The sequence below is a fragment of the Rhizobium sp. 01T444 genome, from assembly GCF_056398305.1.
The window spans coordinates 1-680 of sequence record NZ_JBFTPD010000195.1; the positions used below are offsets into that span (position 1 = coordinate 1).

Genomic DNA, 680 nt, shown 5'->3' on the forward strand with positions numbered 1-680 from the left:
GCCTTCCAGCCTTCCAGCCTTCCAGCCTTCCAGTAGGTCCTTGCCACGCAGTGACGCGGGCAGGATGGCCACGAGCCGGCCACTTGCCTGGATCAGGGTGGAGGCTTCGTGCAGGTGCGCCAACGCGCGCCCGTCCGCGAATGGCGGGTTCATGAGGCAACGGTCGTATCTGGTGCTGGTCGCGCGCTGCGCGGCCGCCCAGGCGATGAAATCGGYCTGATGTGCCAGGTAGCCGCGAGCTCGCAAGACCTCGCATCGCAGGTCGGAAATCTCGACGCAGGTCGTGCGCTCGGGAGGCAGCTGGCAGGCCAGCCCGCCCAGGCCGGCGCTCGGCTCCAGGAAGGTGTCGTCCGCGCCGGCGTCGAGCATGTCGAACGCCGCCTCGGCCACGGTCGTCGGCGTTGGGTAGAACTGGTGACTCGACGCGTCGGGCAGGAATCCGGAGATGAGCACCTTGTTGAGCACGCCGCGCGGATTGAAGTCGAAGGTGTAGTTGTTGTGCTTCGTCGGGGCGCCGCCGATCGCCTCCAGCACGCGCTCGGCTTCCTGGCGTGCATGTTTGCCCTCGTCCATACCGTAGGGTAGACAGACGGTCGAGCGGCCAGCTCCGGCCGAGGCGTCGACCTTGCAGCCATCCAGCAGGCGCAGCACTGCAAAGGGCAGTGGGCGCTCCATCAGCA

Annotated in this window: 1 pseudogene; it reads right to left on the reverse strand. The window is 67.5% G+C overall.

What is annotated here, in order from left to right:
- Window positions 1-680: pseudogene (locus AC1DTN_RS37940) on the reverse strand (hypothetical protein); the annotation flags it as partial.